This is a genomic window from Lichenibacterium minor, from assembly GCF_004137685.1.
In the GTDB taxonomy this organism is placed as follows: Bacteria; Pseudomonadota; Alphaproteobacteria; order Rhizobiales; family Beijerinckiaceae; genus Lichenihabitans; species Lichenihabitans minor.
Genome location: NZ_QYBB01000005.1, coordinates 33,998 through 59,968 on the forward strand (window position 1 = coordinate 33,998; position 25,971 = coordinate 59,968).

The window sequence follows — 25,971 nt, forward strand, 5'->3', positions numbered from 1 at the left end:
CGCCGTCACTCCCAATCGAGGAATCCCGGCGCTTCGGCGATGGGCCGGGCGGCGGCCAAGCGCGCGAGGTCGGGCGCCGGCCGGCCGAGTGCGGCGTCGCCCGCGACCGCGCGTTCCAGCGCCGCGGCGGTGCCGAGCACCAGGGCATCGCCCCCGCGCGGGCCGACGATCTGCAGCCCGAACGGCATCCCCGCCTCGTCGAGGCCGAGCGGCAGGCTCAGCGCCGGGTGTCCCGCCAGCGTCACCGCATAGGCGAGCGCCAGCCAATGGAAGTACGAGCGGGTGGGGGTGCCGTCGATCGCGGTCGGGAAGGGTTCGGCCCACGGGCGCGGGCTCAGCGTCACGGCGGGGCTGACCAGCACGTCGTGGTCGGCGAAGAAGGTCTGCCACGCGCGGTAGATGCGCGTCTGCGCCGTCGCCGCGCGGGCGTAGTCGGCGAGGCCGTAGCCGAGCCCCTCCTCGACGTTGGCGCGCACGTTGGATCCCAGCATCGCCGGCCGTGCCCGGTAGGCTTCGCCGTGCTGCGCGAGGAAATGCGAGGCGCGCAGCACCGCGAAGGCGTCGTCGGCGCCCGAACAATCCGGGGTCGCCTCCTCGGCCCGGGCGAACAGCGGGCCGATCGCCTCGACGCGGCTGCGGAACACGCGCCGCACGTGCCGCTCCGTCGGGGCGAAGCCGAAATCCTCGGTGAAGGCGAGCCGCAGGTCCTTCAGCGCCGGCGCGCGCGGGGGACACCAACGCGCGGCCCGTCCCCGCACGGCCTCGCCCGGCAGCGTGTAGGCCAGGGGGTCGCGGGCGTCGTCGCTGGCCAGCACGGACAGCATCAGCGCCGCATCGGCCACGCCCCGCGCCATGGGGCCGTCGACCGGCAGCGCGCTCCAGCCGAGGCCGCGCCCTTCGCTCGCCACGAGGCCGGGAGACGGGCGCATGCCCACGATGCCCGCATAGGCGGCGGGGTTGCGCAGGCTGCCCCCGGTGTCCGACCCCGACGCGAGGGGGACCATGCCGCAGCTCAACGCCACCGCCGAACCGCCGGACGAGCCCGCCGCCGAGCGCGACGGGTCGAAGGCGTTGCCGGTCGCGCCGTAGACCTTGTTGCGGGTGTTGGCGCCGGCGGCGAATTCCGGCGTGTTGGTCTTGCCGACGATCACGGCGCCGGCGGCGCGCAGCCGCGCCACGCAGCCGGCGTCCGCGGCCGGCACGTGGTCGGCGAAGAGGGGGCTGCCGTAGGTCGTGCGCAGCCCCGCCGTGTCCTGCGTGTCCTTGATGGCGACCGGCACGCCGTGAAGCGCCCCGAGCGCGTCGCCGCGCATCACCGCGGCTTCGGCGTCCCGCGCCGCGCGGCGCGCGCCTTCGGCGTCGACCAGCGGCACGGCGTTGACGGCCGGATCCACCGCGGCGATGCGGGCGAGGCACGACTCGAGCGCTTCCACCGGCGACACGCGCTTCCGCGCGATGGCGTCGACGAGGTCGACGGCCGAAAGATCGCAGGGTTCGGTCATGGCACGGCTCCGTGGTGGAGCCCGCACCATGTCACCACGCCGGGCGCGGTGCGAGCCCCGGGCGGGGGGACGCCCCCACCCCGCGCGGTGGGCGCGCGGACCCCTTCGCTCGACGGGACGCGGGGCGCTTGTCGCGCCGGGCCGTTCTCGGCATACCGTGACGCGGAACCCGCCCGCCGCCCGTCCCGAACCGAAAGCACCCCGTCCGATGTTCCAGGATGACGCTTCGCAGCCCCGCACCCCATCGCCGGCCCGGCCCGCCGCCGGCCCGGCATCGCTGGCGCGGGGGCGCGAGTTCCTGTCGATCCCCGGGCCCACCAACGTGCCCGAATCCGTGCTGGGCGCCATGCACCGGCCCGCCGTCGACATCTACGACGACGACCTCCTCGACACGACGCGCCGGTCCCTTCAGGACCTGAAGGCCGTGTTCCGCACCGAAGGCTCGACCTACATCTACATCGCCAACGGCCACGGCGCCTGGGAAGCGGCCCTCACCAACACCCTGTCGCGCGGCGACCGCGTGCTGGTGCTGGAAAGCGGCCGCTTCGCCAAGGGCTGGGGCGACCAGGGCGACATGCTGGGGCTCGCCGTCGAGGTGCTGCCCGGCGGCTGGCGGTGCGCCGTGGACCCCGCGGCCGTCGAAGCGCGGCTCAGGGCCGACCGGGCCCACGAGATCAGGGCCGTGCTGGTGGTGCAGATCGACACGGCGTCCGGCGTCGTCAACGACATTCCGGCCATCCGCGCGGCGATCGACGCGGCCCGCCACCCGGCGCTCTTCATGGTCGACGGCATCGCGTCGATCGGCTGCATGCCGTTCGAGATGGACGCCTGGTCGGTCGACGTGGCGCTCACCTGTTCGCAGAAGGGCCTGATGATGACGCCGGGCCTGTCCTTCGCGGCGGCGTCCGCGAAGGCCATGGCGGCCCACGCCACGGCGGGGCTGCGCACCGCCTACTGGGACTGGACGTCCCGCGACATGCCGGAGAACTACCGCAAGTTCTGCGGCACCGCGCCCGAGCACATGCTGTTCGGACTGCAGGCCTCGCTGGGGCTGCTCTTCGCGGAAGGGTTGGAGAACGCCTGGGCCCGCCACGCCGCGCTGGCGGACGCCGTGCAGGCCGCCGTCGCGGTCTGGGCGGAAGGCGGCGCGATGGAATTCAACATCCTCGACCCCGCCCAGCGCGCGGCCTCCGTCACCACCATCCTAACGCCCGGCTTCGACCCGCAGCGGCTCCGGGCCTTCGCCCGCGAACAGCTGGGGCTGGTCCTCGGCTCGGGCATCGGCGACCTGACCGGCAAGGCGTTCCGCATCGCCCACATGGGCTACGCCAACGCCCCCATGGTGATGGGCACGTTGGGCGCCACCGAGGTGGCCCTGGCGGCGCTCGGCGTGCCGCACCGCGCCGGCGGCCTCGGGGCCGCCGCGACCGCGCTGGCGCGGCACTTCGCGGGTCCGCGCTGACGGCGCGCCTTCGCCCGCGCCGGCTTTCCAGGGTGGGCCGCGATCAGCCCTCGGCTTTGCGGCCGAGGCCGATGCGGCGGGCGAGTTCGGAGCGCTTGGTTGCGTAGGCGGGCGCCACCATCGGATAATCGCGCGGCAGGCTCCATTTGGCCCGATACTGTTCGGGCGACAGGCCATAGGCCGACTGCAGGTGCCGCTTCAAAGACTTGAACTTGCGGCCGTCCTCCAGGCACACGATGTAGTCGTCGGTGATCGACTTCTTCACCGAAACTGCCGGTTGTTGAGCTTCCACCACAGGTTCGGGCGCGGGGCCCGACTGCATCCGGTCCAGCGAGCCATGAATAGCCTTGATGAGCGACGGAAGGTCGGCCACCGGGACGGCATTGTGGGCCACATAGGCCGCCACGATATCCGTCGCGAGCTCGATCAGGCGGGTCCCGTCGCTATCTTCCATCATGTTCGCCTTGTCCCTTCCATTCACGTGCGATCGCTGGCCAGCGGCGATTGCCGTGGGGCGCGTCGATGATCTCAGCGCTTCTTCGCATGACTTTACGTTAAAGACGCACCCCTCCCTTCGCAAGTTTGCGACACGAAGTTACGTGTGGGTTGTGCAATTCTGGCATCCTGTCCGCCGTCCGGGCCGGGGCCGCCGCGCGCCGCGCACCTCCGCCGGAGTCCCGATGTCGAACGACCGAGACCGCCTCAGGGCCCGCATCGCGGCGCTGCTGGCCAAAACCGTCCAGAACGGCTGCACCGAAGGCGAAGCGCTGTCGGCTGCCGCCAAGGTGGCGGAACTGCTCGACCGTCACGCGCTGTCGCTGACCGACGTGGAGATCCGCGATTCCCCCTGCGAGGAACGCGCCTTCGCGTCCCGCCACAGGAAGCGCGTCCCGCTGGACTCCTGCATCGGCGCGATCGCGGCCTTCTGCGACTGCCGGGTGTGGCGCCAGAAGGGCACCGACGGCGCCGCGACCCACGTCTTCTTCGGCCTGCCGGAGGACGCGGCGGCGGCACGCGACCTCGCCGATACGGTCGACGGCGCCGTGCGGGCCGAGCTCGGCCGCTACAAGACGAGCCGCGACTACGCGCGATTCGACACGCGCGACCGGCACATGGTCAACGCGTCCTTCGTGCTCGGCATGGTGACGGGCATCGCCGACAAGCTCGACGCCCTCAAGGCGGCGCGCGACGCCCGCCACCGCGGCACGGGTCGCGACCTCGCCGTGGTCAAGTCGTCGGCCGTCGACGAGGCCTTCGACAGGCTCGGGCTCACGATGGTGGAAGGGCAGGGCGGCCCGCGCCGTTTCATCGCCGAAGGCGCCTACGAGGCCGGAAGCGCGGCGGGGACGGAGTTCGAAGCGGCACCGCGATGACCGCCGTCCCGGCGCGGCCCGACGGCGGCGCGCCATCGCCGGTGCCGGATGCTATACACGGGCGGTTCGGGCGGACGGCGGGGCGGCGGTGGATTTCCTGGGCGTGCATTGGGTCGGGGTGACGGCGGAGAACGGCAAGCGCCTCGTTCTGTCGATCCTGTTCGTCGCCGCCGTGCTCGCGGTCCGCGCCGCGCTGCGCCGCGGCGTGCGTCGCCTCGTGACGGGCGAGGGCGCCCGCCAGGCGCGGTTCTGGACCCACCAGGGGCTCAACCTCCTGGCCTCGCTCGTGGTCGTCTTCGGGCTGATGTCGATCTGGTTCGACGACCCCGCCCGGCTCGCCACCGCCATCGGCCTGTTCAGCGCCGGCCTGGCTTTCGCGCTGCAGCGCGTCGTCACCGCCTTCGCGGGCTACATCGTGATCCTGCGCGGCAACAACTTCACCGTGGGTGACCGCATCTCCATGGGCGGCGTGCGGGGGGACGTCCTGGCGCTGGGCTTCATCCAGACGACCCTGATGGAGATGGGCGTGGCGCCCGGCAGCGACGCCGGCCCCTCCGTGTGGGTGAAGAGCCGCCAGTTCACCGGGCGCATCGTCACCGTGTCCAACAGCAAGATCTTCGAGGAGCCCGTCTACAACTACACGCGGGACTTCCCCTTCATCTGGGAAGAGATGAGCGTGACGGTGCGCTACGAGGACGACCGCGCCGCCGTCGAGCGCATCGTGATGGACGCGGCGCGCCGCCACGCCGTCGACCCCGCCGAGATCTCGGCCGAGGCCGCCCGCACGCTGGAGCGGCGCTTCGAGCTGCAGCGCCTCGATTTTGAGCCGCGCGTCTTCTACCGGCTGACGTCGAACTGGCTGGAAATGAACCTGCGCTTCATGTCGCGCGACCACGGCACCCGCGCCATCAAGGACCTGATCGCGCGCGACGTGCTCGACGGGCTGGACCGCGCCGGCATCCGGGTCGCGTCCGTGCCCTACCGCGTGGTGGAGATGCCGCCCTGGCCGGCGCCGCCCGGCGCCGGATGAAGGCGGCCCCCCGGCCGCCGCTGAACCGTCGCTCGCCCGGGGCCCGGCCCGTGCTCCCGCGACCTGGAGGATGAGATCGATGCGCGCCACCTTCGCCCTGGCCCTTGCGGCCCTGACTGTCGCCGCCCGGCCTGCCGCGGCCCAATGCCCGGGGCCGGCGGCGGAGCGCGCGACGCTCGTGGTGGCGGGCGCCGGGGAGGTGTCGCGTCCGCCCGACACGGCGCGGATCTCGATCTCGATCCAGACGCGCGGCCCGACGCTTGACGGCACGTCGCGGGACCACCGCCAGCGTGTCGCCCGCGCGGCGCCGGTGCTGGAGCGGCTCAGGGCGGCGGGCGCCGCGGTCGACGACGGCAGCTTCAGCCTGACGGAGGAGCGCGCGCCCGTGGCGGTCGGCACCCGTCCCGCCGCCGACCCGCCGACCTACCGCGCCGACACCATCTACGGGCTCACGCTCCGCCCCGTCGACAGGGTCGACGCCGTCGTGGCCGACATCGCCGCCGCGGGGCTGTTCGAGATCGGGTCGATCCGCTTTTCCGTCGCGGACGAGCGCGCCGCGCTCGACGACGCCCGCCGTGCCGCGATGGCGGATGCCCTGCGGCAGGCCAAGGTCTACGCCGACGCCGGCGAGCTCCGCCTCGACGGCATCGACCACATCGTCGACGGCCAGGCGGCATCGCGCGGCGACGGCGCCTTCGACCTGCCGGTCCGCATGGCCCGCACGGCCTCGGTCGGCATCGTCGCCCCGCGGGCGCTGGCGTTTTCGGGGAACGTGACGGTGACGTGGCACATCGCGCCGCGGTGAACCCGGCGCCGTCGCCCGCTGGCCGCCGCGGCCCCGCTCGGGCATAGGGGAGCGCAAGTTCCACGACGCGCCGGACTTCCCCGCTTGCCCTTCGACGACGCCTTCCGTGACGATCTGCGGGCGCTCCTGCGCTGGCGGCGCGACGTGCGCCGCTTTCGACGCGAAACCCTGCCCGATGGCGCGCTGGACCGGCTGCTCGCCACGGCCTGCCTGGCGCCTTCCGTGGGGCTGAGCCAGCCCTGGCGCTTCGTCGTCGTCGACGACCCTGGCCGCCGCACCGCCCTGCGAAACCTTTTCGCGCGGTGCAACGCCGAGGCGGCTTCCGGCTACACGGACGAGCGGGCGGAGCGCTACGCCGCCCTGAAGCTCGCCGGGCTCGACGATGCGCCGGCGCAGGTGGCGGTCTTCGCGGACCGGTCCACCGCGGTCGGTCACGGGCTCGGGCGGCGCACCATGCCGGAGATGGCCGACTTCTCCGTCGTCACGGCGATCCACACGCTGTGGCTCGCCGCGCGCGCCGAAGGCATCGGGCTCGGTTGGGTGTCGATCCTCGAGCCCGCCGCCGTGGCGGGCATCCTCGACGTGCCGAGCCATTGGCGCTTCATCGGCCACCTGTGCATCGGCTTCCCGGAGCGCGAATCGGACACGCCCGAACTCGAACGCTCGGATTGGGAGCACCGCCGCCCGCCCGCGGAAGCCGTGATCCGGCGCTGACCGGAACTCGCGTCCTTGCCTGATGCTGCCCGATCGTGCATGTTTCAGCGCGATCGGAGCCCCGCCATGCCCATCCTCCCCGACGAACGCCACGCCGCCATCCTGGATCGCCTGCTGCGCGACGGCCGCGTCCTCGCCGCCGACCTCGCGGCGGAGTTCGACACCTCGGAGGACACGATCCGTCGCGACCTGCGCGACCTCGCCGCCGCGGGACGCTGCCGCCGCGTCTACGGCGGCGCCTTGCCGCCCGCGCCGGACATCGGCCCGGTGTCGCGCCGGAACGGGGTCGCGCGCGACGCCAAGCGGGCGCTCGGCCATGCCGCCGCGGCGCTGGTCGCGCCCGGCTGGACGGTGCTGATCGATTCGGGTTCGACCAACCTGCGCATCGCCGAAGCGCTGCCGGCCGACCGGGACGTGACGGTCGTGACCAACGCGCCGGCGGTGGCGGCGGCCCTCGCCGGGCGCCCCCGCTGCACCCTGGTGGTCCTCGGCGGCCGCGTGCACCCCACGGTCGGCGCCGCCTTCGGGCCGCGCACCCTGCGGGACCTCGACGGGATCTGGGCCGACCTTGCCTTCATCGGCGCCTGCGGCCTCGCCGCCGGGCCCGGCCTCACCGTGTTCGATCCGGAGGAAGCCGAGTTCAAGCGGCGCCTGCTCGTCGTCAGCGCCCGCGCCGCCGTGGCGGTGACGGCCGAAAAGCTCGGCACCGCGGCGCCCTTCGTGGTCGGCCCCGCGGCGGCGCTGCACCACATCGTCGTCGAGGCGGGCACGCCCGACGCCGCGCTCGACGGCCTCGCCGGGCCGCGATCGCGGGTCCACCGCGCCGACGCCGCCTGAGGTTCGCCCATGACAGCCCTGTCCTCCAACGCGGTGCGGGCCAGCGAGCGCGCCGCCATCCTGGCCGTCTTCCTGCAGCTCGGCGTCTTCGCCGGGGCCTGGGCGGCGGCTCTGCCGGCGGTGAAGTCGGGCCTGGCGCTGTCGGACCGCGCGCTCGGGCTGGCGCTGCTGAGCTTCGCCGGCGGCTCCATCGCTTCCACGCTGGCCATGGGGGCGGTGACGGCGCGGCTCGGGACGCGCCGGGCCATCTGCATCGGCGTCCTCGCCACGGCGGCGACGCTGCTCCTGCCGCCCCTGGCCCACACCCTGCCGGAACTCGCCCTGGCGGCCGCCGCGATGGGCGTCGCCATGGGGCTGCTGGACGTGTCGATGAACGGCGCCGCGGGCGCCCTCGAGGAGCGCTGGGGCGCGCCGCTGATGTCCTCGTTCCACGGCGCGTTCAGCCTCGGCGGGCTCGGCGGAGCCGCCCTGGGAGGCGCCTTGGCGGGGGCCGGCTTCGGCGCGGCGGGCCAGCTCACCGTCGCCGCCGCCCTGGCGGGGTCGGTCGGCGTCGCCGCCATGCCGTTCCTGGGACCCGACGCGCCGGCCGTTCCCGGACGCGGCCCCGCCCTCGCCCTCCCGAGCCGGCGGATGCTCGGGCTCGGCGTCGTGGCGGCATCCTGTTTCGTGATCGAGGGCGCAGTCGGCGATTGGAGCGCCATCTACCTCGACACGGTCGCGGGGAGCGGCCTCGCCCTGGCGTCGGCGGGCTATGCCGGGTTCTCGATCGCCATGGCGGCGGTCCGCTTCGCCGGCGACGGCGCCGTCGCGGCGGTGGGGGCGCGGGCCGTGCTGTGCGGCGGGGGCGCCGTGGCGGCCGCCGGCCTGGCGCTGGCCGTGCTGGTGCCGCTGCCGCTCGCGGCCGCCATCGGCTTCGCCTTCGTGGGGCTGGGGCTCGGCAACGTCGCGCCGGTGGCGTTCAGCGCGGCGGCGCGGGGCGGCGCCGATCCGGCCGCCGGCGTGGCGCCCGTGGCGACGGTCGGCTACGCGGGCCTGCTGCTCGGCCCGCCCGTCATCGGCTTCCTGTCCGGGGCGGCCGGGCTCCGGGTCGCCCTGGCCTGCCTGATCCTGGCGACGGGCGTGGTGGTCGCGGTGGGCTATTCGGTGGCGGACGGGCGCCGCAGGCGGACGTAGAGCGCGCCCGCACCGCCGTGGCCGATCGAGGCTTCCTCGAAGCCGATCACGATCTGGCGCAGGATGCCATCGCGCAGCCAGGACGGCACGGCGCGGCGGAGCACCCCGGGCTCGACCGCATCGGTGCGGTGGTAGCGCTCGCGCATGCCCTTGCCGGTCACCACGATCACCAGGCGAGACCCGTCGCGCTGCGCCGTCACGAGGAAGCGGTTCAGCGCGCCATGGGCCTGGGCCTGCGTCATCCCGTGCAGGTCGAGCACCCCTTCGACCGGCACGCGGCCGATCGCGACCTTGCGCTTGTAGCGCCGCTCGAGCCCGATCGGGGGCGGCTTCGGCACCGACACCGGCGGCACGTAGCTCGGCGCGTGGAACACGCGCGGCTTGGGCCGGGGCGCCGCATCGGCGGCGGGCGGCGGTGGCGGCGCGGCGTCGGGCCGGCCGAGGGGCGGCTCGGGCAGGGCCGAGCCGTCGCGGGGCGTCACGGTCGCGGCGACGCGGCGCCAGATCTCGATTTCGGCCCCGGACAGGCGGCGGATGCGCATGGCGCCGGCCGACGGGGGTTCAGGCGCCGGCTTCGGTGGCGACGAGGCGCCAGTTCGGGTCCCGCGCGTCGGTTTCGCGCGCGAAGGTCCACAGGTCGAACACGTCGGCCACCTGGTCGGGCGCGCCGTCGACCACGGCGCCGTCGCGGCCCCGCGTCACGGTGATCATCTTGGACTGGAAACGGATCGTCACCTGGGCGGTGCGGCCGCGGAGCTGGGCGTCGTGCACCAGGGACTTCTCCGTGGACACGAAGGTGGTCTCGTTCTTCTCGCCCCGTTCTTCCCGGGCCGAGATGGCGGCGTCGAACCCGTCGTAGACATCCTTGGCGAGCAGCGGCTTCAGCGCCGCGCGGTCGCCGGCGGCGAACCCCGTGACGATCATCTCATAGGCGCCGCGGGCGCCCTGCATGAAGCCGTTCGGCTCGAAGCCGCCGTCGGCCGCGGCGATGCGGCCGAGGCCGTCGAGCGCCCGGGAGCCCGGCTCCACGAGGTCGCGCCACGCCGCGGCGGGGTCGGCCGCGGAAGCGGTGGCGTCCGCCGCGCGGGCTTCCCCGCGCTGCAGCGGGATCACCTCGCCGGTCCGTCGGCCGGCCCCGCGGCCGGGCTCAGGCGGCGCGGCGTCGCGGCCCGGCTTGCCTTCCCGCAGCTTGCGGCGCGCTTCGAACGGGTCGAAGGGGGGCCGCTCGGCGCCGGTGCGGGTGCCCAGCACCGAGCGGAGCTTCCAGACGACGAAGATCGCCAGCACGGCGAAGATGACGATCGACGGGTCGAAGGACTGGTGCATGGGTTCGGGCCTTGCCGGCGGGTCGGGACGCGCGTTGCGCAGGCGCGACGGCGCGCCCATATTCACCTCCGAATGTGGGTGTGCCGCCCCCGATGTCCACGCCTGCCCCCGCGGAGATGTGTGGACGGCGCGGCTTCGCCCCCCTTTCCGAAGGCTTCCCGCCATGCTGCGCCGCCAGAACATCGGAACCCTGCTGCTGCTGGGCCTCGTCGCCGAAGTGGTGGCCTTCGTCGCCGTGGTGGATTGGATCGGCGCCGGCCCCGCGGTCCTGCTCGGCATCGGCTCGACCCTGCTCGGGCTCGCCCGCCTCCGGCAGGTCGGCCTGTCGTCGATGGCGGGGCTGCGCGCCGCCGCGGCCGGTCGCCCGCCGCGGGAGGACGGGTTCGCCGACGGCGCGCTCAGCACCGCCGGGGCGGCGCTGTTGATCCTGCCCGGCTTCATCACCGACGCGATCGGGCTGGCCCTGATGGCGCCGACCGCGCGCGAATGGGTGATGGGGCGCATCGGCGTGACCGCCCTGTCGCCGACCGCGCGCCGGCCCGCCGGCGGCCCGCGCACCATCGACCTCGAAGCCCAGGACTGGACGCGGCTCGACCGCTCGCGGCCGAAGTGAGGAGCGAGGCCGCATCGTCCGTGTCTTCTACCCCGTGTTCCCACCGGACAGGGGCGCCCCCGACGTGATGGACTGGCTGTCGGCGTCCTGAGCGGCACGGTCGCGCTCGCTTGTCGGGGCGGGTGAAAGCGTGTTACCCGCGGCGCGAAACCGGCCCGCGCGGCCGCGGAGGATGACAGCGATGGCCGAACAGAACGGGAATGGGAACGGCACAGGCGCCGGTGGCCCGCAGCTCAACGCCCTCGCGCAATACATCAAGGACCTGTCCTTCGAGAACCCCAATGCGCCGAACTCGCTGGGCCCGCAGGAGAACGGCCCCAACATCTCGATCCAGGTCAACGTCAACGCCAAGCAGTTGAGCGAGACCGACTTCGAGGTCAGCCTGTCGCTCGAAGGTTCGGCGGGCGAGGGCGCCGGCACGCTGTTCAAGTTCGAGCTCGACTACGCGGGCGTGTTCCGCGTCGCCGGCATCCCGAACGACCAGGTCCACCCCGTCGTCATGATCGAGTGCCCGCGCCTTCTGTTCCCCTTCGCGCGCCAGATCGTCGCCGATTCGGTCCGCAACGGCGGCTTCCCGCCCCTCTACATCGACCCGATCGACTTCGCCGGCCTGTACCGCCAGCGCATGGGCGAGGGCGCCCCCCCGCCGGCCAACATGGCCTGACAGGGCGGCACGGCGGGGAGGGCGGCCGCATGGCGATCTACGCGCTGGGGCCCCACACCCCCCGCCTGCCGTTCGAGGGCCGGTTCTGGATCGCGCCCGGCGCCCATGTGGTCGGCGACGTCTCGCTCGGCGAGGACGTCGGCGTCTGGTTCAACGCGTCGATCCGCGGCGACCGGGCACCGATCAGCATCGGCGCCCGGAGCAACGTGCAGGAAGGGGCGGTGCTGCACGCCGACCCCGGCTTCCCGCTCACGGTCGGCGAGGGCGTCACGGTGGGCCACCGCGCCATCGTCCACGGCTGCACGGTGGGGGACGGCAGCCTGATCGGCATGGGGGCCGTGGTGCTCAACGGCGCCCGGATCGGTTCGAACTGCCTCGTCGGCGCCGGCGCCCTCGTCACCGAAGGCAAGGTGTTCCCGGACGGCAGCCTGATCGTCGGAAGCCCCGCCAGGGCCGTCCGGCAGCTCGACGAGGCCGCGATCGAGGGGCTGTGCCGCTCCGCCCAAACCTACGTCGACAACCTCCGCCGCTTCCGCGCCGAGCTCAAGCGCGTGGACTGAGGGGACGGGGGCGGCCCGACGGCCGCCCCCTCCGCGCGTTCAGGCGCCCTGCAGCTTGTCGATGGTGATCGGCAGGTCGCGGACGCGCACCCCGGTGGCGTGATAGACCGCGTTGGCGATGGCGGCACCCGTCCCGACGATGCCGATCTCGCCCAGGCCCTTCACCCCGATGGGGCTGGCCTTGTCGTCCGGCTCGTCGACGAAGATCACCTCGATGGGCCCGATGTCGGCGTTCACCGGCACATGGTACTCGCCGAGGTTGTGGTTCATGAAGCGGCCGATGTTGTGGTCCAGCATCGATTCCTCGTGCAGGGCCGAGCCGATCCCCATCACCACGCCGCCGAGGATCTGGCTGCGCGCGGTCTTGAGGTTGAGGATCTTGCCGGCCGCCACCGCGCTGACCACGCGGGTGACGCGCACGACGCCCAGCTCCTCGTCGACCTTGACCTCCACGAAGACGGCGCTGTGCGTGTAGGACACGAAGCGCCGCGCCTGGATGGTCGACGGCGCCGCCGTCTCCTCGGCTTCCACCTTGCCCTCGTTGGAGGACTTGATGGCATCGATCAGCGACACCGAGCGGGACGGGTCGTTGGTGACGACGATGCGCCCGTCGCGGAAGGTGACGTGGTCGAGGTCCTGGTTGGCCAGCGGCGAGCCGTCGAGCTGGCGTGCGAGCTTGAACACCTTCTCGCGCACGGTTTCGCAGGCCATCTGCACGGCGGTGCCGGCCGAAGCGGCCGTCCACGAGCCGCCCTCGATCGGTGAATAGGGCAGCGACGAGTCGCCCAGCCGCGCCGTGACGTCCTCCATCCGCAGGCCGAGCGCGTCGGCGCCGAGCTGCGTCAGGATCGTGTAGGTGCCGGTGCCGATGTCGGCCGAAGCGGTGGCCACCTCGAGCCTGCCGTCCCCCGTCAGCGTGGCGCGCGCCGACGTCTTCTGCATCATGGCTTCCCACACGCCGGTCGCCATGCCCCAGCCGACGAGCTCACGCCCATCCGTCATGGAACGCGGGCGCGCGTCCCGCTTCGACCATCCGAAGCGCTCGGCACCCTGCGTGTAGCACTCGCGCAGCGCCTTGCTGGTCAGCTTCTTGTCTGTGTTCTGGTCGGTGTCGGCGATGTAGTTGCGCAGGCGCAGCTCCACCGGGTCCACCCCCGTGGCCGAGGCGAGCTCGTCCATCGCGGCTTCGAGCGCGTAGAGGCCCAGCACCGCGCCCGGCGCCCTCATGTCGGCGGGCGTGTAGGTGTCGAGCTTGGCCAGCTCGTAGGAGAACTTCGTGTTGTCGCACTTGTAGAGGAGGCCGGACCAGTTGACCGTGTTCTCCTGGTAGTCCTCGAAGTGCGAGGTTTCCTGCACGGCATCGTGGATGATGCTGGTCAGCCGGCCGTCCGGCTCGGCGCCGAGCGACAGCGTCTGGATCGTCAGCGGCCGATGGCCGAAGGTGAACATCTGGTCGCGCGTCAGCACGACCCTGACGGACCGCTCGAGGTCGAGCGAGGCCAGCACGGCCAGGAAGAGCTGGTACTGCGGGCGTAGCCCCGAGCCGAACCCGCCGCCCATGAAGGGCGAGATGCAGCGCACCTTGTCCTTCGACAGGCCGAACACCCCGGTGACGTAGCCCTGCGTGTTGGTGACGCCCTGGATCTTGTCGTGCACCGTGATGGCGCCGTCGCCGTCCCACACCACCGTGGTGGCGTGGGGCTCCATCGGGTTGTGGTGCTCGACCGCGACCCGATACTCCTGCTGCACCTTCACCGGCGCCGCCGCATAGGCCTTCTCGGCATGGCCGCGGGGCTTCGGCGGGGGCTCGACGCCCGAGCGCTTCTTCGGCGGGTCGTAGCTCTGCCCCTTCTGCGCGTCGAGGTCGGTCTTCGGCACCTCGGCGTCGTAGGAAACCTCGACGAGCGAGGCCGCGTAGGTGGCGGTCTCGAAATCGTCGGCCACCACCAGGGCGACCGGCTGGCCCGAGAACATGATCTTCGCGGAATGGAGCGCGCGGAAGGGATGGCCGGGCGGCGCCACGTCGTCGCGGTAGGACGAGTCGAGCCATGCGGTGCGCGGCCGGTTCTCGTGCGTGTACACCTTGACGACGCCGGGGACCGCTTCGGCGGCCGCGGTGTCGATCTTGGTGATCGTGCCCCGCGCGATGGCGCCCGACACGACGGCGCCGTGCAGGAGGTCGGCGGCGGCGAACTCGGCTGCGTAGCGCGCGCCGCCCGTCACCTTGGCGTGGCCGTCGACGCGCCGCTGGGCGGTCCCGACGTATTTCTGGGTCATGCTCATGGTGCGGATCTCACTGCACGCGCTTGTCGACCTGGGACTGCGGAGTGCCGGCAGCCGCCTGGGACAGGGCGCGGATGATGGCCTTGCGGGCGAGGCCGATCTTGAAGGCGTTCTCGCTCCGGCCCACCGCCGGCGCGAGGATGTGGTCGGCCACCGCCGCGAAGGCGTCGACGCCGGCCGCGCGGCCGACCAGCAGCGCTTCCGCGCTCTCGTCGCGCCACGGCTTGTGGGCCACGCCGCCGAGCGCAATGCGGGCTTCCGCCACGGTGCCGCCGTCCATCTTCAGCGCCGCCGCCACCGACACCAGGGCGAAGGCGTAGGACTGGCGGTCGCGCAGCTTCAGGTAGGTATGGTGCGGGCCGTAGTCAGCCGCCGGAAGGTCGACCGAGACGATGATCTCGTCCGGCTTCAGCGTGCTTTCGACCTGCGGCGTGTCGCCGGGCAGGCGGTGGAAATCCGCGAAGGCGATGGACCGCTCGCCCGACGGGCCCTCGACCCGAACCGTCGCGCCGAGCGCCGCCAAGGCGACGCACATGTCGGACGGATGGGTGGCGATGCACTTGTCGCTGGTGCCGAGGATGGCGTGGATGCGGTTCACGCCCTCGATGGCGGGGCACCCGGTGCCGGGCTCGCGCTTGTTGCAGGGCGTGCCGGTATCGTAGAAATAATAGCAGCGCGTGCGCTGCAGAAGGTTGCCGCCGGTCGAGGCGGCATTGCGGAGCTGCGCCGAAGCCCCGGCCAGGATGGCGGACGACAGCAGCGGGAAGCGCTCCTGCACCCGCGCGTCGTAGGCGAGCCGGCTGTTCGACACCAGGGCGCCGATGCGCAGGGAGCCGTCCGGCCCGTCCTCGATGTCGGTGAGCGGCAGGTGGGTGATGTCGACGACCGTGGTGGGCCGCTCGACGTCGTATTTCATCAGGTCGAGCAGGTTGGTGCCGCCGGCGATGAAACGGGAGCGGGAATCCGACGCCTTGGCGCGGAGGGCATCGGCGACCGTCGTGGCGCGGACGTAATCGAAACGGTTCATTTCGCGGCCTCCAGGCGACGGGCGGCCTTGGCGTCGATGACGTGCTTCACGGCTTCGACGATGTTGGGATAGGCGCCGCAACGGCAGATGTTGCCGCTCATCGCTTCGCGGATCTCCTCGGCCGAGTGGGCGTGACCCTCGGCGATGAGGCCGACGGCCGAGCAGATCTGGCCCGGCGTGCAATAGCCGCACTGGAAGGCGTCGTATTCGATGAAGGCGTCCTGCACGGGATGGAGGTGGCCATGCTCGGCCAAGCCCTCGACGGTGCGGATGTCGGCGCCCTCCTTCATCACCGCGAGGGTCAGGCAGGCGTTGATGCGCTGGCCGTCCACCAGCACCGTGCAGGCGCCGCACTGGCCGTGGTCGCAGCCCTTCTTGGTGCCGGTGAGGCCCATGTGGTTGCGCAGCGCGTCGAGCAGCGTGGTCCAGGGGGCGAGTTCGATCGTCGTCGGGGCGCCGTTCAGCCTGAAGCTGACGGGAATCTTCGCCATCCCGACGGGGTGGGGTGCGGGTGATGAGCTCATGCCGTCCATCATGCTGTGGTGGGAGGCTTCGCAGCGTCACATACGCCCGGGCTCGTCGTCGGAACCCGCTGCCCCCGTCGGTCGAGAAACCGGGCGCAGCTTTGATTGGTTCCAAAGAACGGGCGCCGGCCCGGGCGGCGGAGCGGCGGGCCGCCGCGCCCCGAGTTGCGCCCTCACATGCCGTCGGAGGACCCGCGGGGCATGCGGGCCTGAAGGGCCGCGAAATGGGCGAGGTGGTCGTCGACCTCCGGCAGCGTCATGGCCTCGTAGCGCAGCAGCGGCGCGTAGCTGCCCTGGACCGCGTAATCGCTCATCTGGCGGGCGGTGCGCTCGTGGGCCTCGACCTGCGCGTCGATGTAGGCCTTGTCGAAGGCCGCGCCGTCGAGCGCGCCGAGGTCCGACAGCGCGGCGGAGGTCACGGGCGTTTCCACCGGGTCGGCCCCGCCCTGGTATCCCTCGTAGGCGGCGGCGCCCTGCAGCTTCCGCTCCGCTATCGTGTGGCTGTCGATCATCCAGCGCGCCATGTCGCGGACCGCCGGGTCGCGGCTCTTGCGCAGCGCCAGCCGCGAGGAGCGGATCTCGAACGTGTTGGACGCGGAAGCCCGGCCGGCGAACTGGCGGTCGAGGGGCGACGCCACGCCGCCGGACGGCGAGGCGAGGACGGGATCCTGCGCGACGGCCGCCGAGGACAGGAAGGCGAGGCCGAGCGCGCCGGCCAATGTTGCGATTCTCATGGGGTGATCCTGATGTCGTGCTCCGCCGTCGTCCGGCGGATCGTGCACGCCCAACGACATCAGCCGACGCGGGTTCCGTAGGGGAACCCGCGGTCGTTCATCACAGCCCCAGTCTCGCCGAATGCCACCTCAGATGATCGGCGATGAAACTGGCGATGAAGAAGTAGGAGTGGTCGTAGCCGTCACGCCTGTTCAGCGTCAGGCCGATCCCGGCCTCGCGACAGGCGTCTTCCAACAGCTCCGGCTTGAGCTGCTGGGCCAGGAACGGGTCGGCCGTCCCCTGTTCGACCAGGATTTCCGGCAGCCGCGCGCCGTCGGCGATGAGCGCACAGGCGTCGTAGGCCCGCCAGGCCGCGCGGTCCGGGCCGAGGTAGCGGGGCAGGGCCTTCTCGCCCCAGGGGCAGTTCATCGGCGACGCGATGGGGGCGAAGGCCGACACGGCGCGGAAGCGCCCGGGGTTGCGCAGGCCGATGGTCAGCGCGCCGTGGCCGCCCATCGAATGCCCCGACAACCCTTGGCGGTCCATGTCGAGCGGCAGCTCCGCGGCGAGCAGGGCCGGCAGCTCGTCCTCGATGTAGGCGCGCATGCGGAAGTTCGCCGACCAGGGCGCCTCCGTGGCGTCGAGGTAGAAGCCGGCCCCCACCCCGAAGTCGTAGGCTTCGTCGTCCGGCACGCCATCGCCGCGCGGGCTGGTGTCGGGGGCGATCAACGCCAGGCCGAGGTCGGCCGCGACGCGCTGCGCTCCGGCCTTCTGGGCGAAGTTGTCCTCCGTGCAGGTGAGGCCGGCCAGGAACCAGAAGGCCGGCACCGGGCCGCGCTCGGCCTGCGGGGGCAGGAACACCGCCACGCGCATCGCCGTCCCGGTGCTCCGGGAGTCGTGCTTGAAGGTGACCTGCCGGCCGCCGAAGCAGCGGGTTTCGGACACGGTGGCGAGGCTCATGGGCGGGCTCCGGAGCTGGACGGCTGTCGCCCCGGATAGAGCGCCCGCGGTCCGCCCGGCAAGGGCCGGGTCAAACGAGGTCGCCGTAGCCGCAGGGCGTCGCGCCGCTGCGCCGGGCCGCCGCGATCACGCGCGGGGACACCAGCGCGTCGAGCTCGTCGCGGTAGCGGTAGCCCGGCGCGGCGCCCGGATAGGCGCCGTCGAGCGCCGGGTGGGTGTAGATTTCGGTGGTGCCGGCCGGCAGCCGGTCGAGCAGGCCGACGAGCCGCTCCTCCGTCACCGCGCCGGTCCAGCTCAGGCCGAACACCTGGTCCGGCACGGCGCAGCCGGCGGCGCGCAGGCGCAGCCCGAGCAGCCGGGTCCAAGGCGCCGTGATGGCCGGCAGCGCGCGGGGCGAGCCCGGCTCGACGGCGCGCACGATCCCGGCCGGCTCGGCCGGGATGCGGACGGAGCGCATGCCGTGGCGGCGGCCGACCCGGATCATCAGCGACGCCACCGTCGGGTGGAGGTGGAAGTGCTGGTGGGCGTCGACGTGGTCGAGCGGCAGGCCGGTGGCGGCGTAGGCGGCGAACTGCGCGTCCACCTCGCGGGCGAGCTGGCGCCGCATGCGGGGCGAGAAGAACAGCTCGGCGCCGAAGCGCGCCGTGTCGCGGCGGAACCAGCCGTCCGGCCCGACGAGGTCCGGCACCTCGGACGGGGGCAGGGCGGGGCGGCACTCGACGAGGGCGAGGTGCAGGCCGACGCGCAGGCGGGGCAGGCGGCGCGCGAGGTCGACCGCTTCGGCGGCGGCGGGGGCCGCCACCATCAGGCTCGCGGCGGTGAGGATGCCGTCCCGGTGCGCGCGCTCGACGGCGGCGTTGACCTGGGACGAGAGGCCGAAATCGTCGGCCGTGACGATGAGGCGCTTGGGCATGGGCCGCGGGGCCGCCCTTCCGCCGTGGAACGGGGAAGGGCGGCCTTCAGGTCAGGCGGCTTCCTTGCGGTCGCGCAGGAAGCGGAAGAACTCCACGCCCTCGCGCAGGCGGCGCTTCATCATCTCCGGGCTGCGCACCATCTCGCCGACGATGGAGGCGATCTTCGGCGCGCGGAAATAGAAGCGCCGGTAGAAGTCCTCGACCGAGGTGAAGATTTCGGTGTGGTTGAGGTGCGGGTAGGACAGCGGCGCGATCTGGGTGCCGCCGGCGGTGAGCAGGTCCTGCCCCTCGTCGTAGAGCCAGCCGTTCTCCATCGCCTGCTTGTACAGGAAGGTGCCGGGGTAGGGGGCGGCCAGCGAGATCTGGATGGTGTGGGGGTTGATCTCCTTGGCGAAGTTGATCGTTTCCTCGATCGTTTCCTTGGTTTCACCCGGCAGGCCGAGGATGAAGGTGCCGTGGATCACGATGCCGAGCTCGTGGCAGTCCTTGGTGAAGCGGCGCGCCACGTCGGTGCGCAGGCCCTTCTTGATGTTGTGCAGGATCTGCTGGTTGCCGGACTCGTAGCCGACGAGGAGCAGGCGCAGCCCGTTGTCCTTCAGCACCTTGAGGGTGTCGCGCGGCACGTTGGCCTTGGCGTTGCACGACCAGGTGATGCCGAGCTTGCCGATCTCCTTGGCCAGCGCTTCGATGCGGGGCAGGTTGTCGGTCAGCGTGTCGTCGTCGAAGAAGAACTCCTTGACCTCGGGGAAGGCGGCGCGGGCGTAGCGCAGCTCGTCCATCACGTGGCCGATGGAGCGGGTCCGGTAGTTGTGGCCGCCGACCGTCTGCGGCCACAGGCAGAAGGTGCAGCGGCTCTTGCAGCCGCGGCCCGTGTAGAACGACATGTAGGGGTGCTTGAGGTACCCGCCGAAGTAGTTCTCGATCTGCAGGTCGCGCTTGTAGACGGGCGTGACGAAGGGCAGCTCGTCCATGTTCTCGAGGATGCGGCGGTCGGCGTTGCCGACGATCACGCCTTCCCGGTTCCGGTAGGTGATGCCGTCGATCTTGGACCAGTCGCGGCCGTCCGCCACTTCCTTGATGGTGAAGTCGAACTCTTCGCGCGCCACGAAGTCGAGCGCCGAGCAGGCTTCGAGGCTCTGCATCGGCTCCACGGCGACCTTGGCGCCGACGAGGCCGATCTTCAGGTCCGGCTTCAGGTCGCGCAGCATCTGCGCGGTCCTGATGTCCGAATCGAAGGACGGCGTCGAGGTGTGCATCACGACCATGTCGTAATCCTTCACCTGGGGCGCGATGTCGGAGAACTTCAGCTTGTGCGGGGGCGCGTCGATCAGCTTCGAGTTCTCGACCAGCGCCGCCGGCTGGGCCAGCCAGGTCGGATACCAGAAGGACTTCACTTCGCGCTTCATCTGGTAGCGCGCGCCGGCGCCGCCGTCGTAGCCGTCGAAGGAGGGAGCCTGGAGGAACAGTGTGCGCATCAAGAACCTGCTTTGTCGGGCGCCGTCATCGAACCGTCGGTCTGCAGGGCGAAGCGATGCCCGCGCCAATCGATCGATCCGGGCCAGAAGCCGAGGAGGAAGACCAGGAAAGCCGCGTAATCGCGGACGGGGCCGAGAATAAGGCCTTTCGTTCCCATCTTCAGCGCCCGGTTGACGATAATCTGGAGGAGTAGCCGGGATGTCACAGCGGCGGCCAGCATCGTCAGCGCGGCGGGCGCGAACCCGGCGGCCAGCACCGCCAGCGTCGCCACGGGGATCGGGTGGGTGACCACGGAGCCCACATACCCCGCGGGGTCGACCGAGCGGATGGTGCGCGACCAGCGCAGCTCCTGGCGCATCAGCGTGCCGAAGCTCGCCGCCGTGCAGGTGTGGCCGAGCACGAGGTCGCGCGGCACCACGACCGCGAGGCCCAGGGCCCGCACGGCTTCGCCCACCGCGTAATCGTCCGCGAGCCGGTCCTTGAAGGCGGTGAAGCCGCCGATGCGCTCCAGCGTGTCGCGGTGGAGCGCGATGGTGGAGCCGAAGCAGGGCTTGGCCAGGCCGAGCGCCATGCCGACCGCGACGTTGGGCAGGAAGTGGTGGTCGATCCACCCCACGGCCAGCCGCGACCAGATCCCCGGCACCGCGATCCCGCGGTAAAGGCAGGTCACGGCGCCGACGCCCGGCTGCGCCAGGGCGGCCACGACCCGGTCCAGGCAGTCCGGCTCGACCAGCATGTCGCTGTCGGCGAAGACCACCACGGGATGGCGCGCGCGCTCGGCCATGTTGGCGAGGTTCGACACCTTGCCGTTGGTGCCGTGGCGCCGCTCGTCGACGACGAGGCGGATGTCGCGCGCGGGGAACTCCGCCTGCAGCCGCCGCACGGTCGCCACCGCGGGGTCGTCGGCGCGGGCGACGCCGAAGATCACCTCCACCGGCCCCGGATAGTCCTGCAGGCAGGCGGAGCGCAGGTTGCGGTGGAGGTCGGGCTCGTCGCCGTGGAGCGGCTTCAGCAGGCTGACGCCGGGCCGCGGCCCGGCGGCCCGGGGCGGCGCCGGGGTGCCGATGCCGCGCGTTACCAGCCCGGCGGCCAGCCAGGCGTAGAGGCAGCCCGCCCCCGCCAGGACGAGCAGGAGGAGGACGACGATCAGAATGCCTTCATGTCCTTGTCGGTCTGGCTCTTCACGGCCGCCATCAGGCCGTCGAAGCCGGCGTCCTGGAAGGTCGAGCCGTATTCGGAGTGCCAGGTGGCGAGCTGCGAGATCGTGCCGTTGAGGTAGATGTCGACGACGTGCCAGTCGGTGCCCCGGCCGCGCAGCAGGAAGTTGATGTCCACCGGCGCGCCTTCGCCGTTGAAGCGCGACTTCACGAACTTGTCGGTGCCCCGCATCGCCACGTCGCCGTCCACCGCATAGGTTTCGCCCTTGAAGTCGTCGAAGGTGCTGGCGAAGGTGGCGGCCAGCAGCTTGCCGAAGCTGTCGCGCAAGGCCGACTGCTGGTCCGGCGTCAACTTGGCGAAGTCCGGCCCCACCGCGATCCGCGTCATGGCGGGAACGTCGAACAGCTTCACCATCACCGGGTACAGCCGGTCGTAGCGGCCCTGCATGTGCCACTCGCCCGCGTGGCGCATGGCGTCGAACAGGGCGTCGTAGAAATCCTGCACCACCAGCGCGGCCGGGTCGGCGGCGGGCTTGGCGGCGACGGCGGGCGCCGTCTGCGCGCCCGCGGGGGCGAGCGCCGGCCCGGCGGTCAGGAAGGCGGCCAGGGCGGCGCGTGCGCCCCATCGTGTCGCGTTCAGCATGGCATCTCTTGCAGGGTTTGGTGTCGCGGCGTCACGGCCGGCGGACCGCCGCGGGGGCGGGCCGCGCGCCGTCGTCGCCGGCCCCGAGCGCCCGCTCGGCGCCTCGTCGCACCAGAATGCGGCGGCTTTCCAGCCCCTGCCACACCAGCAGGCCGGGCAGGCCCAGCACCACCTCGGGGAAGCGCTTGGCGAGCGACAGCGCGATGGCGGCCGGCGCCGGGATGCCGAAGACGGCGCAGAGCGCGACGAAACCGGCCTCCTGGACGCCGATGCCGCCCGGCACCACGAAGGCGGCCCCGCGCACCGCTTGGCCGAGGCTCTCCAGCACCAGAGCGGTGCCGTAGGGCACGGGGTGGCCCATGAAGCGCAGCGCCGTCCAGACTTCGAGCACGCCGAAGAACCAGATGGCGAAGTGGAGGGCGAACACGGCCGACAGCCGGCCACGGCGCCCGTAGAGCGCGAGGAGCTGGGCGTTGATGGCGTTGAGCCCGCCGCCGACCGCGGTCCATTGCGGGTCGTCGGTGAAGTGGCGCAGCACGCGGTCGAGCAGGCGCGCGCCGCCGAAGCGCTGTGCCGCGTAGAAGCCCGCGAGCGCCGGCCCGAGCAGGGCCAGCCCAAGGCCCACCCAGCGCGCGATCGCGCCGCCGCCCTCGTGGCCCGCGAGCAGCGCCACGCCGATTAACGTGAACACGAACTGCGTGGCGGTCTGCGCCAGGAGGTCGACCAGCACGGACGCGGCGGCGAGGCTTCGGGACACGCCCCAGAAGGTGATGAGCCGCGCGCCCACCACCTCGCCGCCGACCTGCGCCACCGGCAGCAGCGCGTTGACGGATTCGCGCACCCAGCGCAGCAGCAGGGTCGCCCGGAGCGTGCGCGCATTCTGCCGGTCGAGCAGCAGCCACCAGCACAGGCCCGCGCCGGCCGCCTCGCCCGCGCGCACGAGCGACACGGGCACCACGCCCCAGCCCACCGCTTCGACCGCCTGCACGATCGGCTGCCAGCCGTAGAACCCCACGAGCGCGACCGCGGCCGCGACCCCCAAGGCGCTGGCGATGACGAAGGTGAGGCGCATGAGGTGGAGATCATCCCGGTGGAGGGCCGTCGCGCCCGTCCGACGCCCCGGCGCCGTCCGCGCCCTCCTTAACATGACGCGGACCCATCCCGACAAGCCGGTTCTCGCCGCCGCGGAGGGGAACCCAACGCGGCTCCGGCAAGATCGGTTGCCTGCAGTTCGGATATTTTCGAGAAGCGTCAGGTCGAGGTCAAATACGGACGGACGGAAGGTGAGAATGTTCGGTTCGGCAGTAAGACGACGGCAACAGAAAGGCGCCTACAAAGCCCTGCGCCGGCCGGCGTTGTCGATCCAGAACGGCGGGTTGATCGTGAAGGTTGTGGTCTTTTTGAGGTCGTATGCATAATCCCGACGCGATATCGCTGAGCCGCGGCGACGGTGTCTCGGCCGCCGCGATCCGGCGCGGAGCGGCAGGCTGGCCCGCGGCCGCGGTCCCGTTCGTCGCGGCGGCGGGCATGGCCGCGGCCGGCCTGCTGGCCGCCGTTCTGTCGCTGCCGCCCGGCGACGGCGAGGTCGCCGCCCTGTTCCCGCCCTGGTGGGCGGCTTCGCGCGCCTTCGCGTCCGCGTCTTCGGCGGGGGCGGTGGCCGCCACGGGCGCCCTGCGCTCGGTGCTGATCGTCCGTTCCGATCGGCCGGCCCTGGCCGAGCGCCTCCGCGCCGCCGGCGCCCTGCTGGTGGTGGCCGCCGACGGCCCGTTCGGCTGCCGTTCCCCCCTTTCCCCGGAGCCCGCGCGATGACCCACGCTTCGTTTCCGCTGGACGACCTGCGCCGGCGGGCCGCCCGCGCCATGCTGATCCTGCTGTGGCTGCAGGTCGGGCTCGTGGCCGCCGTGGCCTGGGCGGTCGGGGCGCCCTGGGCCTTGCCGTGCATCTGCGCGGCGCTGACCGCCGCCGCCGCCCAGGCGAGCTGCATCGGCGACCGGGCCACGGTGCGGGCCCGCGTCATCCCCGGCGTCGCCTTCATGGTGGCGATCTCGCTTCTCGTCGCCGTGCTGAGCGGCAGCAAGATGCAGGTCGACGCGCACATGTACTACTTCGCCGGCCTCGCCCTGCTCGTGGCCTTCTGCGATTGGAAGGTGGTGCTGGCCGGCGCCGCCACCGTGGCGGTGCACCACGTCGCGCTCAACTTCACCCTGCCGGACCTGGTCTACCCGGGCGGCGGCGACCTCGTGCGCCTGTCGGTCCACGCCGTCGTGGTGGTGATCGAGGCGGGCGCGCTGATGGGCATCGCCCACACGGTCGAGCGCATGTTCGGGACCGTGCAGGAGCGCATGGACGAGGCCGGGGCGGCCCTGGCGGCGGCCGAACGGAGCGGCGACCGCGCCGAAGCGTCGGCGCGCGAGGCCGACGAGGCCCGCCGCGGCAGCGACGACCTGCGGCTGCGGACGGCCGAGGAGGACCAGCGCATCCTGTCGGCGCTGGGGGCCACCCTGAGCCGGCTCGCCGCGGGCGACCTCGGGGCCGCGGTGCCCGACGACCTGCCCGCCAAGGCGGCCGGTCTGCGGACCGATTACGCCGACGCGGTGGCGGGGCTCGGCGGCACGCTCGTCGGGGTGCTGCAGACCGCGTCCGGCATCCGCTCCAACGCCGACGCCCTGGCCCAGGCGGCCGACGGGCTGGCGCGGCGCACCGAACAGCAGGCCGCCAGCCTCGTCGGCACCGTGGCGTCGCTCGACGCCGTGACGGCCGGCGCGCGCAGCACGTCGCAGTCCGCTGTCGCCATGCGGGACCTCGCCCGCGACGCCCGCCGCGAGGTGGACCGATCGGCCGGCGTGGTGGGCGAGGCCGTCGACGCCGTCGGGGCCATCGAGGCTTCGGCGCGCGAGATCGGCCAGATCGTCGGCGTGATTGACGAGATCGCGTTCCAAACCAACCTCCTGGCCTTGAACGCCGGCGTGGAGGCGGCGCGGGCCGGCGAGGCGGGCCGCGGCTTCGCCGTGGTGGCCGCCGAGGTGCGGGCGCTCGCGCACCGCTCCGCCACGGCCGCCAAGGAGGTCAAGGCGCTGATCTCGGGCTCGACCGGGCAGGTTTCGGCCGGCGTCGAACTCGTGCGCCGCACCGGCGCGGCGCTCGAGCGCATCGTGGAGCGCGTGGGCGCGCTCGACGCCCTGACGGCCGCCATCGCGGGCGACGCCGAAGGGCAGTCCGGCCGCCTGGCGGAGGTGAACGCCGCGCTGGTCGAGGCCGACGGAGTGACGCAGCGCAATGCCGCCATGGCGGAAGAAACCAGTGCCGCCGTCCACACCCTGGTGGGCGATGCCGAGGAACTGATGCGGCTCGTCGCGCGGTTCCGCCTCGGAGAGCTCGAGACCCCGCGCCCCGCGCCCCCGCCGGCGCGCCCCGCGCGTCCGCTCAGGCTCGTCGCCGGGACCGGCCGGGCCCCAGCGCCGCCGCGGGCCGGCCCGCCCGGCACGGCAAGTGACGCGGCGCGCTTCCACGGCGTCGGGAACCTGTTCTAAGGAGAGGGTGGCCGGCTTTCGCCGGATCCCGCTTGCCCCCACCCGAAGGACGCCATGGCCATCCGCTTGCACAAGGGCGACCTCCCGCCCGGCTTCCGGGCCGGCGCCAGCGTCGCCATCGACACCGAAACCCTCGGGCTGAAGCCGCACCGCGACCGGCTCTGCGTGGTGCAGCTGTCGACGGGCGACGGTTCGGCCGAGGTGGTGCAGATCGCCAAGGGCCAGACGGCGGCGCCGAACCTGCAGCGCCTGCTCGCCGACCCGGCGGTGCTGAAGCTGTTCCACTTCGGCCGCTTCGACGTCGCCGTCATGTTCAACGCCTTCGGCACCATGACGCAGAACCTTTACTGCACCAAGATCGCGTCCAAGCTCGTGCGGACCTACACGGACCGCCACGGGCTGCGCGAGCTGTGCCGGGAGCTGCTCGGCGTCGACGTGTCGAAGCAGCAGCAATCCTCCGATTGGGGGGCCGACACGCTCACCGACGCGCAGGTGAGCTACGCCGCCTCGGACGTGCTGCACCTCCACGCCCTGAAGGCGAAGCTCGACGCCATGCTGGAGCGGGAAGGGCGGGACGCGGTGGCGCGGAGCTGCTTCGACTTCCTCCCCACCCGCTGCCGGCTCGACCTGATGGGCTGGGCCGAGAACGACATCTTCGCGCACGAGTAGCGCGCGCACGCTCCC

The 25,971-nt window shown here is 72.7% G+C and carries 27 protein-coding genes; 13 read left to right on the forward strand and 14 right to left on the reverse strand.

The window, feature by feature from the left end; genetic code table 11:
• Positions 1-5: 5 nt before the first annotated feature.
• Positions 6-1,502 (reverse strand): amidase, encoded by a 1,497-nt coding sequence (locus tag D3273_RS06435; RefSeq protein WP_129224688.1) that lies wholly within the window; start codon positions 1,500-1,502, stop codon positions 6-8.
• Positions 1,503-1,710: 208 nt separating this feature from the next.
• Here D3273_RS06435 and D3273_RS06440 point away from each other — a divergent pair, with 208 nt between their 5' ends.
• Entirely contained in the window at positions 1,711-2,964 is a 1,254-nt protein-coding gene (locus tag D3273_RS06440) for a pyridoxal-phosphate-dependent aminotransferase family protein (RefSeq protein WP_129224690.1), read from the forward strand.
• 43 nt (positions 2,965-3,007) lie between these two features.
• Here the strand turns inward: D3273_RS06440 and D3273_RS06445 are convergent, their stop codons facing one another.
• Positions 3,008-3,421 carry a Ros/MucR family transcriptional regulator gene (locus D3273_RS06445; protein ID WP_129224960.1) on the reverse strand — a complete coding sequence of 138 codons (414 nt, stop codon included), beginning with the start codon at positions 3,419-3,421 and terminating at the stop codon, positions 3,008-3,010.
• Between the two features lie 223 nt (positions 3,422-3,644).
• Here D3273_RS06445 and D3273_RS06450 point away from each other — a divergent pair, with 223 nt between their 5' ends.
• From D3273_RS06450 to D3273_RS06475, 6 genes are all read left to right on the forward strand, one after another.
• Positions 3,645-4,337 carry a DUF2786 domain-containing protein gene (locus D3273_RS06450; protein ID WP_129224692.1) on the forward strand — a complete coding sequence of 231 codons (693 nt, stop codon included), beginning with the start codon at positions 3,645-3,647 and terminating at the stop codon, positions 4,335-4,337.
• Positions 4,338-4,425: 88 nt separating this feature from the next.
• Positions 4,426-5,367: a mechanosensitive ion channel family protein gene (locus tag D3273_RS06455; protein ID WP_129224694.1), complete on the forward strand. Its 942-nt coding sequence runs from the start codon at positions 4,426-4,428 to the stop codon at positions 5,365-5,367.
• Between the two features lie 79 nt (positions 5,368-5,446).
• The gene (locus D3273_RS06460; protein WP_165359397.1) at positions 5,447-6,172 is read left to right on the forward strand and encodes an SIMPL domain-containing protein; all 726 of its coding nucleotides are present in this window, start codon (positions 5,447-5,449) and stop codon (positions 6,170-6,172) included.
• An 84-nt stretch (positions 6,173-6,256) separates the two neighbouring features.
• Positions 6,257-6,886, forward strand: coding sequence for a 5,6-dimethylbenzimidazole synthase (gene bluB / locus D3273_RS06465; RefSeq protein ID WP_129224698.1), 630 nt, complete (start codon positions 6,257-6,259; stop codon positions 6,884-6,886).
• Between the two features lie 66 nt (positions 6,887-6,952).
• A complete protein-coding gene (locus D3273_RS06470) occupies positions 6,953-7,723 on the forward strand; it encodes a DeoR/GlpR family DNA-binding transcription regulator (RefSeq protein WP_129224700.1) in 771 nt (256 codons plus the stop codon).
• 9 nt (positions 7,724-7,732) lie between these two features.
• A complete protein-coding gene (locus tag D3273_RS06475) occupies positions 7,733-8,896 on the forward strand; it encodes an MFS transporter (RefSeq protein ID WP_129224702.1) in 1,164 nt (387 codons plus the stop codon).
• Here the strand turns inward: D3273_RS06475 and D3273_RS06480 are convergent.
• The gene (locus tag D3273_RS06480) at positions 8,860-9,438 is read right to left on the reverse strand and encodes a Smr/MutS family protein (RefSeq protein ID WP_129224704.1); all 579 of its coding nucleotides are present in this window, start codon (positions 9,436-9,438) and stop codon (positions 8,860-8,862) included. The two genes, D3273_RS06475 and D3273_RS06480, sit on opposite strands and share 37 nt — an antisense overlap.
• A 19-nt stretch (positions 9,439-9,457) precedes the next feature.
• Complete coding sequence (locus D3273_RS06485; RefSeq protein WP_129224706.1) at positions 9,458-10,222, reverse strand: Tim44/TimA family putative adaptor protein; 765 nt, start codon at positions 10,220-10,222, stop codon at positions 9,458-9,460.
• Positions 10,223-10,385: 163 nt separating this feature from the next.
• Here D3273_RS06485 and D3273_RS06490 point away from each other — a divergent pair, with 163 nt between their 5' ends.
• The 3 genes from D3273_RS06490 (at position 10,386) to D3273_RS06505 (ending at position 12,059) form a co-directional block, all read left to right on the forward strand.
• Positions 10,386-10,835 carry an FxsA family protein gene (locus tag D3273_RS06490; RefSeq protein ID WP_165359398.1) on the forward strand — a complete coding sequence of 150 codons (450 nt, stop codon included), beginning with the start codon at positions 10,386-10,388 and terminating at the stop codon, positions 10,833-10,835.
• A gap of 181 nt (positions 10,836-11,016) precedes the next feature.
• Entirely contained in the window at positions 11,017-11,499 is a 483-nt protein-coding gene (secB, locus tag D3273_RS06500) for a protein-export chaperone SecB (RefSeq protein WP_129224710.1), read from the forward strand.
• 29 nt (positions 11,500-11,528) lie between these two features.
• Positions 11,529-12,059 (forward strand): gamma carbonic anhydrase family protein, encoded by a 531-nt coding sequence (locus D3273_RS06505; protein ID WP_129224712.1) that lies wholly within the window; start codon positions 11,529-11,531, stop codon positions 12,057-12,059.
• Positions 12,060-12,098: 39 nt separating this feature from the next.
• Here D3273_RS06505 and D3273_RS06510 read toward each other — a convergent pair whose 3' ends face one another.
• The 10 genes from D3273_RS06510 to D3273_RS06555 all read right to left on the reverse strand — a co-directional run bounded on the left by D3273_RS06510 (position 12,099) and on the right by D3273_RS06555 (position 22,829).
• Entirely contained in the window at positions 12,099-14,342 is a 2,244-nt protein-coding gene (locus D3273_RS06510; protein WP_129224714.1) for a xanthine dehydrogenase family protein molybdopterin-binding subunit, read from the reverse strand.
• A 10-nt stretch (positions 14,343-14,352) separates the two neighbouring features.
• Positions 14,353-15,369 carry an FAD binding domain-containing protein gene (locus D3273_RS06515; protein WP_129224715.1) on the reverse strand — a complete coding sequence of 339 codons (1,017 nt, stop codon included), beginning with the start codon at positions 15,367-15,369 and terminating at the stop codon, positions 14,353-14,355.
• A complete protein-coding gene (locus tag D3273_RS06520) occupies positions 15,366-15,893 on the reverse strand; it encodes a (2Fe-2S)-binding protein (protein ID WP_129224717.1) in 528 nt (175 codons plus the stop codon). The genes D3273_RS06515 and D3273_RS06520 overlap by 4 nt, the downstream gene beginning before the upstream one ends.
• A gap of 173 nt (positions 15,894-16,066) precedes the next feature.
• Positions 16,067-16,627 (reverse strand): DUF4142 domain-containing protein, encoded by a 561-nt coding sequence (locus D3273_RS06525; protein ID WP_165359399.1) that lies wholly within the window; start codon positions 16,625-16,627, stop codon positions 16,067-16,069.
• A 100-nt stretch (positions 16,628-16,727) separates the two neighbouring features.
• Complete coding sequence (fghA, locus tag D3273_RS06530; protein WP_129224721.1) at positions 16,728-17,567, reverse strand: S-formylglutathione hydrolase; 840 nt, start codon at positions 17,565-17,567, stop codon at positions 16,728-16,730.
• A 70-nt stretch (positions 17,568-17,637) separates the two neighbouring features.
• Positions 17,638-18,480, reverse strand: coding sequence for a hopanoid biosynthesis-associated protein HpnK (gene hpnK, locus D3273_RS06535; RefSeq protein ID WP_129224723.1), 843 nt, complete (start codon positions 18,478-18,480; stop codon positions 17,638-17,640).
• A 51-nt stretch (positions 18,481-18,531) separates the two neighbouring features.
• Entirely contained in the window at positions 18,532-19,956 is a 1,425-nt protein-coding gene (gene hpnJ, locus D3273_RS06540) for a hopanoid biosynthesis associated radical SAM protein HpnJ (RefSeq protein WP_129224725.1), read from the reverse strand.
• Positions 19,956-21,110: a bacteriohopanetetrol glucosamine biosynthesis glycosyltransferase HpnI gene (hpnI, locus tag D3273_RS06545; RefSeq protein WP_129224962.1), complete on the reverse strand. Its 1,155-nt coding sequence runs from the start codon at positions 21,108-21,110 to the stop codon at positions 19,956-19,958. The genes hpnJ and hpnI overlap by 1 nt, the downstream gene beginning before the upstream one ends.
• The gene (locus D3273_RS06550; protein ID WP_129224727.1) at positions 21,104-21,757 is read right to left on the reverse strand and encodes an ABC transporter substrate-binding protein; all 654 of its coding nucleotides are present in this window, start codon (positions 21,755-21,757) and stop codon (positions 21,104-21,106) included. Before D3273_RS06550 ends, hpnI begins: the two co-directional genes overlap by 7 nt.
• A 31-nt stretch (positions 21,758-21,788) precedes the next feature.
• Positions 21,789-22,829, reverse strand: a complete 1,041-nt coding sequence (locus D3273_RS06555) for a lysylphosphatidylglycerol synthase domain-containing protein (RefSeq protein ID WP_165359400.1) — start codon at positions 22,827-22,829, stop codon at positions 21,789-21,791.
• A gap of 338 nt (positions 22,830-23,167) precedes the next feature.
• On the opposite strand from D3273_RS06555, the gene D3273_RS06560 reads away from it, so the two are divergent.
• From D3273_RS06560 to D3273_RS06570, 3 genes are read left to right on the forward strand one after another with little or no spacing between them, the layout of a single operon-like run.
• Complete coding sequence (locus D3273_RS06560) at positions 23,168-23,566, forward strand: hypothetical protein (RefSeq protein WP_129224731.1); 399 nt, start codon at positions 23,168-23,170, stop codon at positions 23,564-23,566.
• Positions 23,563-25,287, forward strand: coding sequence for a methyl-accepting chemotaxis protein (locus D3273_RS06565; RefSeq protein WP_129224733.1), 1,725 nt, complete (start codon positions 23,563-23,565; stop codon positions 25,285-25,287). The genes D3273_RS06560 and D3273_RS06565 overlap by 4 nt, the downstream gene beginning before the upstream one ends.
• A 54-nt stretch (positions 25,288-25,341) precedes the next feature.
• Positions 25,342-25,956 carry a ribonuclease D gene (locus D3273_RS06570; RefSeq protein ID WP_129224735.1) on the forward strand — a complete coding sequence of 205 codons (615 nt, stop codon included), beginning with the start codon at positions 25,342-25,344 and terminating at the stop codon, positions 25,954-25,956.
• Positions 25,957-25,971: the final 15 nt, after the last annotated feature.